Here is an 8,234-nt window from a genome sequence, read left to right as displayed (position 1 = left end):
CCCCCCCCCCCCCCCGCGGGCGGGGACAAGCCCCGCCCCTACAGAATATCCGGCCGGGCGGAAAACGGGAGTTCCCATTTGCCGGAAAATGCGCTATAATAGGACGCAGAGAAAACGCCGATGGGGGCGGTCAAATGTATCAGACCAGAATAACGGCGGCGGAGCTCCCGGTGGAGCGCCTGCTGGGGGAATACTGCTTCCCGGAGCGGTTCCGGGAGGCCTGCCGGGCCTGCCCGGACTACGGAAACGATTGGTCCTGCCCGCCGGGGGTACCGTCGGCGGCGGAGGCCCTGCGGCCTTTTCGGACGGCCCATGTGCTGGGCATGCAGGTATTTTACGATGCACAGACGCGCCGGGAGACGTCCACGGCGGAGGGGGCTGAGGCGGTACGCTGGGCGTCCTATGGCCCGGCCAAGCGGGTACTGCTGGAGACCCTTCTGGCGCTGGAGCAGACCCGGAGCGGGGCGTGGACCATCGCGGCGGGACGGTGTGAGCTGTGCCCCCGCTGCGCCCGGCGGGACGGGCTGCCCTGCCGGAATCCGAGGCGGATGCGCTACTCCTTTTCCGCGTTCGGCTTTGATCTGGCGGCGCTGGCCCGGCAGGAGCTGGGCATCGAGCTGCTGTGGGCGGCCAATGGGCTGCCGGAGTACGATGTGGCGCTGGCCGCCTTTCTGGAGCGGTGAGGGACAAAAACAGGCCGGGGCGGCATAAGCCGCCCCGGCCTTGCTGTGCTTGCACGGACAGGATCAGAAATAGGTGAAGTTCACGGGCTTCCGGCTCCAGCCGATGGCGCGCTGCACGTCGGCGGCGTAGCCGTGGTCGGAGAGGGTCAGGCGGCCCAGGCGAAGGGCCTCGTCCAGAGAGAAAGCGCCCATCACCAGGGAAGAGAGAGTGGAGATATCGGCGGAAAGGGTGACGTCGGGCTGAGCATGCTCAACCACCTCCACCGTGCTTCCGGATATATTCAGCAGGAAGGTGCCGTTGTTGCCCTCGATAAAGTTGTCATCCACCTGGAGGGCCAGCACAAAGGGACGGCTGACCGGGGACTCACAGCGGCTCTGCATGCGGAAGTAGGCCGGCACATCGAAGATACGGGCCATGTAGCCCATTGTGCGGCGGGCCACCTCATGGATGCAGCCGTCGTGTGCGCGGTTCTCGCCTGTGTCCGGGTTGTGGAACAGCATGGTCAGGCTGAGGTCGGGGGAGAGGATACGCACCCGCTCGATCTGATCCACCTGGGAGGCGAAAAAGGTCATGAACTGCCGCAGCGTATCCAGATCCTCATACACCATCTCGGGCACGAGCAGATCGTGGTACATGTCGGTGTAGTGGTCCACCGCCACGAAATCGAAGGTGAAGTAGCCGGTGAGCCGGCCGTCCCGGCGGCAGACCACCACGTAGGGCATGTCGAAGATCCGGTGGGGGTCCATATAGTGGTGGACCGTGGCACCGTGGGTACGCGCCGCATAGGCGCGGTAGAAGTCCAAAATCTCCTGCCGGTCCTCCGGCCGGGCATAGGACAGCCCGGACTTGTCGCCGTAGGAGCGGATCGCGGAGGGCTTGGGCTGGTAGAGATAGTTCTCGTTGCAGTAACCGTATCCCATGTTGGCATAGAACGCGGGATTGAAGGGGTGGAGACAGCCGATCGGCGTCCCCTGTTTGGCGTAATACCGCATCAACACCTTCAGGAGCGTGCAGGCCACCCGCTCTTTCTTGTGAAGAAAGTTTGCGGAGACATAGGCTGCGGCCCCCATAGGCATCATCACACCTCTGACGTTGAGGGTGAAATCCATCATCAGGATGGAGCCCAGCAGGGTTCCATCGTCGTCAAAACAGCCGAGGTAACGGCCCTCGTCCGGACGGTGCAGTTCGCCTTCCATGTTCTGGAGCAGGGCGGCCGGCGTCTTGGAGGGGAATGAGGTCACCACATTCCGGGCCAGCTGCTCCACCTCAGAAGGGAGAACGAATCTGATATCCATCAAAACCGATTCCTTTCTGTGAAACAGAGAGTCTATTTACTTGCCGCGCCGGGGGCGCCGGCACAGGGGGCGGGGCTGGCTGGACAGCGCCCGCAAGGGCACGGGGGAGCCCGTGCCAGGTGGAACCAGACGGCTCCATGCGCACCTGCTTTGACGAGCCCCATTATGTCAGCATTTGCCGCGAAAGTCAACCCGCAGTTTGCCGATCGAAAAAAATTGAGCCCTGGCGGAAGAAAAGGCTTGACAGAGGGCTGCGCCATGGGGTAAAGTGAGACTGGCCATGCTGCGAGGAAGCGGCAGGGCTTTTGGAAGCGATGCAGCGTCCTGAACAGCGGTTCAGGACGCTTTTTGTATTTCTACCGGCAGAAAGGAGCAGCATATGGACGCCTTCAGTGTTCGTACAAAAATTATGATCGGAGGTGGCATGGACGCGCTGGCCCAGCGGCTGCACCGGGTCTTTCTGGTGACGGACAAGTTCATGGCCGAGAGCGGCAAAACGAATTATGTCACCGACCGGCTGCTGCGCAACGGCGGCGAGTTCAAGATCTTCTCCGACGTGCAGGCCGACCCGGACATCGCCACCGTCACCAGAGGCGTGGAGCAGATTCTGGAGTTCCAACCCGATGCGGTGGTGGCCTTCGGCGGCGGCTCCTCCATCGACGCGGCCAAGGCAATCGTGTTCTTCGCCGCCCGGGAGCGGGACATGCGGGACTGCAAGTTCATCGCCATCCCCACCACCAGCGGCACCGGCTCGGAGGTGAGCCGCTTTGCGGTGATCACCGACCAGGAGAAGGGGGTCAAATATCCCTTGGTGGAGGACAGCCTGCTGCCCGACATCGCCATTTTGGACGCGGAGCTGACCACCAGCGTGCCCCCTACCGTGACGGCGGACACCGGCATCGACGTGTTCACCCATGCGGTGGAGGCCTTTGTGTCCACCGAGGCCTCCGACTTCTCCGACGCGGCGGCGGAAAAGGCCATCAAGCTGGTCAAGCGCCACCTGCTGCCCGCCTATCAGAACCCCGAGGACCGCAAGGCCCGGCAGGGGATGCACAACGCCTCCTGCCTGGCGGGCATCGCCTTCTCCAACTCCGGCCTGGGCCTCAACCACGGCATGGCCCACGCCCTGGGCGCCCGGTTCCACATCCCCCATGGCCGGGCCAATGGCATCCTGCTGCCCTATGTGATGAGCTTCAACGCCGGCTGCGCCGAACAGCTCACCTCCACTGCCAAGCGCTATGCCCGTATTTCCCGCCTGCTGGAGCTGGAGAGCAGCAGTGTCCGCCAGAGCGCCCTCAACCTCATTCGCACCGCCCGGCGGTACATCGAAAAGCTGAACATGCCCTCCACCCTCCAGGCCGCGGGCGTGAACGCGGCGGAGTTCGAGGAGGCGGTGCACGACATGGCGGAGGCGGCCCTGGCCGACCGCTGCACCGCCACGAACCCCAGAAGCTGCACGGCGGAGGAAATTGAACAGATCTTCCGCAAGGCCTACAGCGGGAAATTGCCCTGACAGAGCTCCTCCGCCGCGCAATTGCGCGGCGGAGGAATTTGGCGTAAAATGATATTTCGGATTGACAACTCCGCAAATTTCTGTTAAAATGAGCCAGAAAAAATGATAGAGATGCGTATAGTGGAAGGGCGGATTCGTGCGGCGTTAGTACGGCCCGCCTGGTAAACGATCAAGAGCGATGTAGCTCCCAAGAATTTTGACTTGAAATTCTGGGGGCTTTTTTTGTTTTTTCGCCCCGTACGCCTGTGAACTCCCTGCCGGTGTTGCGGAAAACACCGCAGCGCGTTTACGCAGGATAGGCTGCCCGGCCCTGTGGCATGATAGGGGGGGGACAGCCCGCTGTTTCCAGCGGTTTTTAGGAGGAGCGTGCCGATTTGATTGAGCTTGATGAGAAAAAGCGGATTATACAGGAATTTGTACCCGGCAAGCAGGTCACCCTGGCCCATGTGATCGCCAACCCCACCGAGGATCTGTACCTGAAGCTGGGACTGATCGATGCCTCCGGCGCCATTGGGATCTTTACCATCACCCCCAGTGAGGCGGCCATGATCGCCGCCGATGTGGCCACCAAGTCGGCCAACGTGTCCATCGGCTTTGTGGACCGCTTCAACGGCTCGTTGGTCATCACCGGCGATGTGGCGGCGGTACAGTCGGCGCTGACAGAGGTTATGAATACCCTGTGCGGTATGATGGGCTTTGCATCGGCCCCCATCACCAAGACGTGATGCAATGGAGAGAAAAAGACGCATTATCCTGATCGGCCGCTCCACGGCCGGCAAGACAACGCTTTGCCAGCGGATCAACCACGAGGAACTGCAGTACCACAAGACCCAGACCGTACAGATTGTCAACCAGAGTATGATTGACACACCGGGCGAGTATCTGGAGCGGCGCTATTTTCGCGGGGCCCTCATGGTGACGGCCGCCGACGCGGACACGATTGTGCTGGTCCAGGACGCCACCGAGAAGGGGAGCATGTTCCCGCCCGCCTACAGCAGCATGTTTGCAAAGCCCTGCGTGGGGGTTGTGACAAAGTCGGATCTGGCGTCTGAGCATGAGATTTCAAATGCGAGGCAGTATTTGAAGGCAGCCGGCGCGGGTGAGATCTTTGTCGTCAGCAGCGTGACGGGCGAGGGCGTGGAAGCCTTGGTAAGGCATCTGGATTTCCTTTGAAGTCAGGAGGAGCCGCATGGAAAAGGATGCGATCCGTGTCGTCATTGCAGACGATGAGCCGATCAGCAGAATGGATTTGAAAGAACTGCTTACGGAAGGCGGGTATACGGTTGTCGCAGAGGTCTCCGACGGGTTTGATGCCGTGGAGAACTGCAAGCTCTACCATCCGGATCTCGTTCTGCTCGACATCAAGATGCCGTTTCTGGACGGACTGGCCGCGGCCAAGATCATCTATGAGGAGGAGCTGGCGGACACGATCATTATGCTCACGGCGTATAGTGAGCGGGAGTTCGTGGAGCAGGCCAAGGATTACGGCGTCAGCGGCTATCTGGTCAAGCCCATCGACGAGAAATCGCTGATTCCCAACATCGAGCTGGTTGTGGCCCAGAGCAAGGAGATGAAACGGCTGCGCAAGGACATGGCCAAGGTTTCCGAGCGGCTGGCCAACCGCAGCATCATTGAAAAAGCCAAGGGACAGGTGATGCAGGAGCAGAACCTGTCGGAGCAGGAGGCGTACCACTATATACGCAAGCTCAGTCAGCTCAAGGGCCTTTCCATGCGCCGGGTGGCGGAGATGATCCTCGTGAAAGGCGGGGGTTGACAGGTGAATGTGATTTGGTCCCTCTGCAGAAAGTATACCGATCTGTCCGATGAAGAGATCCGCATCATCGAGCACATGTCAGAGACGCTGCAGCCTCTGGCCAATCTGGAGGGCGCGGACATCTTCATCGACTGCCCCGGACGGGACGGGAACGCCATCGTGGTGGCGGAGGCCAAGCCGGAATGTGTGCCGTCGTCCTACAAGAACACGGTTGTGGGACTGCTGGCCAAGCCGGAGAACGAGCCGGCGGTGGCCCGCACCTTCCGCCTGGGGGTGGGAACCAAGCAGATGAAGGCCGTGACCCAGGAGAATGGGAGCACGATCCAGTCGGTAGAGCCCATCCGCAACGGCTCCCATATCATCGGCGTGCTGATCCTGGAGAAGCGGGTGGACGAGCAGAGGCAGGTCAGTGAGCGGATTCATTTCTCGCAGCAGAGCTTTGAGACCATCGCCCACGCCCTGGCTCAGATGGTGCCGGAGAACAACTGGCTCACCGAGTGTATCGACGAGGCGCTCCTCATGGTGGACCGCAGCGGCATCGTGACCTTCCGCAACTCCCTGGCCCAGGATCTATACCGGAGGCTGGGCTACATTGAGGACATCCTGGGACAGCCCTATGAGAACGTCCGCCTGGTGGAACAGGACGGCAACAGCGAGGAGTGCAGCGGCTACTCCTATGTGGAGACTACGGTGAGCAATCTGGTGCTGGACATCAAGCACATCCAGCTCAACTCGGCGGGGGCGGCCTTCGCCGTGATCATTCAGGATGTGACCTGGCGGCGGGAGCAGGAGCAGGCGCTGATTCTCAAGTCTGTGGCCATCAAGGAGATCCACCACCGGGTGAAGAACAACCTCCAGACCATTGCCAGCCTCCTGCGCCTACAGACGCGCCGCACCGACAGCGAGGAGACGCGGCAGGTGCTGGGGGAGAGCATGAACCGGATTCTCTCCATTGCCAGCACCCACGAGCTGCTGGCCCAGAGCGGTGTGGACGAGGTCATGCTGGGGGAGGTCATCCTGAACATAAAGAACAATACCATGCGGTATTTTTCCAACCCCAAATGCTATGTCACCATTACCATGGAGGGCGGGGACTTTCAGGTGGACTCCGACATCGCCACGTCGGTGGCCATCATCATCAACGAACTGCTTCAGAACTCCCTGAAGTACGCCTTCCAGGACCGCTCTTCCGGAGAGATTCGGATCGTCGTGGAGCAGGGGAAGCTGTACTCCAGCATCCAGGTCAGCGACAACGGAGGCGGATTCGATGTGGCCAACACGGAGGGCAACCGCTTGGGGCTGTCCATCGTGCAGACGTTGGTGAAGGACAAGCTGCGGGGCAACCTGGAGATCGAGTCGGGCCCCGAGGGAACCTGCGCCAGATTCGACTTTAAAAATCAGATCATCGGAACGGCCGACGTGACGTAACGACGGCTGGAACAGACGAGCGACGGAGCTCGGATACAGAGGGATTCTCTGTACCCGGGCTCCGTTTTGCATTGAACTCTCAGGAAGCGGGTGAAGCAAGTTGCATGAAGTGATCCTCAGCGTGGGCATCGATATCGGCACCTCGACGACCCAGCTCATTTTCAGCCGGCTGACCATCGAAAACCGGGCCAGCAGCTACACCGTGCCGCGCATCGACATTGTGGACAAAGAGGTGATCTACCGCAGCAAGATCTACTTTACGCCCCTGCGTTCGGCCACGGAGATCGACGCGGAGGCGGTCAAACGGATTGTGCGGGAGGAGTACCAGGCGGCCGGCATGACGCCGGAGATGCTCCGCACGGGCGCGGTGATCATCACCGGCGAAACCGCCCGGAAGGAGAACGCCAACGAGGTGCTGGAGGCTCTGTCCGACCTGGCCGGAGACTTCGTGGTGGCCACCGCCGGACCGGATCTGGAGTCGGTGCTCTCCGCCCGGGGGGCGGGCACCGACGCCCTGTCCAAGGAAAAGCGCACGGCCATCGCCAATGTGGACATCGGCGGCGGGACCAGCAACATCGCCGTCTATGAGAAGGGCGTGCTGCGGGGGACCTGCTGCCTGGACATCGGCGGCCGGCTCATCAAGGTGGAGAACGGCCGCATCAGCTACATTTTCCCCAAGATCCAGGCCCTGGCCGCCGCCAACGGAATCTCGCTGGCGGTGGGCGACCGGGCCTATCCCGAGCAGCTCTACGGCGTGTGCCGCCTCATGGCGGCCCAACTGGCCCAGGCCCTCCGCCTGGCGGGGGCGGACAGACACCACGCCGGCCTTTATACCAACAACGGCAAGCCTCTGCCGGAGCAGCCGGCCATCGCCGCGGTGACCTACTCCGGCGGCGTGGCGGACTGCATCTATCAGGAGATGGAGGGCGACGTGTTTCGCTTCGGCGACATCGGCGTCCTCCTGGGAAAGGCCATTCGGGCCGACCCGGATCTGAGCCGGGTGGAGCGCTTTACCTCCATCGAGACCATCCGGGCCACCGTGGTAGGGGCGGGAACCCATACCACCGAGGTCAGCGGGAGCACCATCCACTATGAGCAGGGCACGCTCCCCCTGAAAAATGTCCCCATTCTTAAGGTGTCCGAGGAAGACGAGGCGTCGCTGGAAACGCTGAAGGCTTCCATTTTGAATCAGATGCCGCTGTATATGCCTGAGGGAAAAGCGGAGCAGCTTGCGATCGCTTTTACCGGAGAAAAGCGCACCAGCTTTGCGGACATTCAGGCATTGGCGGCAGCTATCATTGAGAGCACGAAGGAGGTGATCAGCAGCAGGTATCCCTTGGTCGTGGTGGTGGAGAACGATATCGGAAAGGTGCTCGGAAACGCGCTGAACGTACTGCTCAAGCGGGAGAAGGACGTCATCTGCATTGACGGTATCCGCACCCTGAGCGGCGACTACATCGATATCGGCGAGCCCATTGCAGGCGGGCAGGTGCTGCCCGTAGTGATCAAGACCTTGATTTTCAATTCTTAATGTTAGGAC

8 protein-coding genes are annotated in these 8,234 nt (G+C 61.3%); 7 read left to right on the top strand and 1 reads right to left on the bottom strand.

Translation table 11 applies throughout. The annotated features are described in order from the left end of the window. Positions 1–134 precede the first annotated feature (134 nt). Positions 135–683, top strand: a complete 549-nt coding sequence (locus ACESY8_RS02505; protein ID WP_054338500.1) for a DUF2284 domain-containing protein — start codon at positions 135–137, stop codon at positions 681–683. A gap of 63 nt (positions 684–746) precedes the next feature. Here ACESY8_RS02505 and ACESY8_RS02500 read toward each other — a convergent pair whose 3' ends face one another. Beyond that, positions 747–1,979, bottom strand: a complete 1,233-nt coding sequence (locus tag ACESY8_RS02500; RefSeq protein ID WP_044941866.1) for a GNAT family N-acetyltransferase — start codon at positions 1,977–1,979, stop codon at positions 747–749. A 379-nt stretch (positions 1,980–2,358) separates the two neighbouring features. On the opposite strand from ACESY8_RS02500, the gene ACESY8_RS02495 reads away from it, so the two are divergent. The 6 genes from ACESY8_RS02495 to eutA all read left to right on the top strand — a co-directional run bounded on the left by ACESY8_RS02495 (position 2,359) and on the right by eutA (position 8,225). Then, positions 2,359–3,492, top strand: coding sequence for a 1-propanol dehydrogenase PduQ (locus ACESY8_RS02495; protein ID WP_044941868.1), 1,134 nt, complete (start codon positions 2,359–2,361; stop codon positions 3,490–3,492). Positions 3,493–3,866: 374 nt separating this feature from the next. Beyond that, positions 3,867–4,217 carry an ethanolamine utilization microcompartment protein EutS gene (eutS, locus tag ACESY8_RS02490; protein WP_007493532.1) on the top strand — a complete coding sequence of 117 codons (351 nt, stop codon included), beginning with the start codon at positions 3,867–3,869 and terminating at the stop codon, positions 4,215–4,217. Positions 4,218–4,221: 4 nt separating this feature from the next. Continuing rightward, on the top strand, positions 4,222–4,665 hold the full coding sequence (locus ACESY8_RS02485) for a EutP/PduV family microcompartment system protein (protein WP_009259310.1): 444 nt from the start codon (positions 4,222–4,224) through the stop codon (positions 4,663–4,665). A 16-nt stretch (positions 4,666–4,681) separates the two neighbouring features. Beyond that, positions 4,682–5,266 carry an ANTAR domain-containing response regulator gene (locus ACESY8_RS02480; RefSeq protein WP_007493534.1) on the top strand — a complete coding sequence of 195 codons (585 nt, stop codon included), beginning with the start codon at positions 4,682–4,684 and terminating at the stop codon, positions 5,264–5,266. A 3-nt stretch (positions 5,267–5,269) separates the two neighbouring features. Continuing rightward, on the top strand, positions 5,270–6,694 hold the full coding sequence (locus ACESY8_RS02475) for a sensor histidine kinase (RefSeq protein ID WP_007493535.1): 1,425 nt from the start codon (positions 5,270–5,272) through the stop codon (positions 6,692–6,694). Between the two features lie 100 nt (positions 6,695–6,794). Next, entirely contained in the window at positions 6,795–8,225 is a 1,431-nt protein-coding gene (gene eutA / locus ACESY8_RS02470; RefSeq protein ID WP_054338501.1) for an ethanolamine ammonia-lyase reactivating factor EutA, read from the top strand. Positions 8,226–8,234: the final 9 nt, after the last annotated feature.

The sequence above is a fragment of the Clostridium sp. ATCC BAA-442 genome, assembly GCF_964239415.1.
Lineage (GTDB): Bacteria > Bacillota > Clostridia > Oscillospirales > Oscillospiraceae > Flavonifractor > Flavonifractor plautii.
This window is presented reverse-complemented; position numbering and strand designations above follow the sequence as displayed.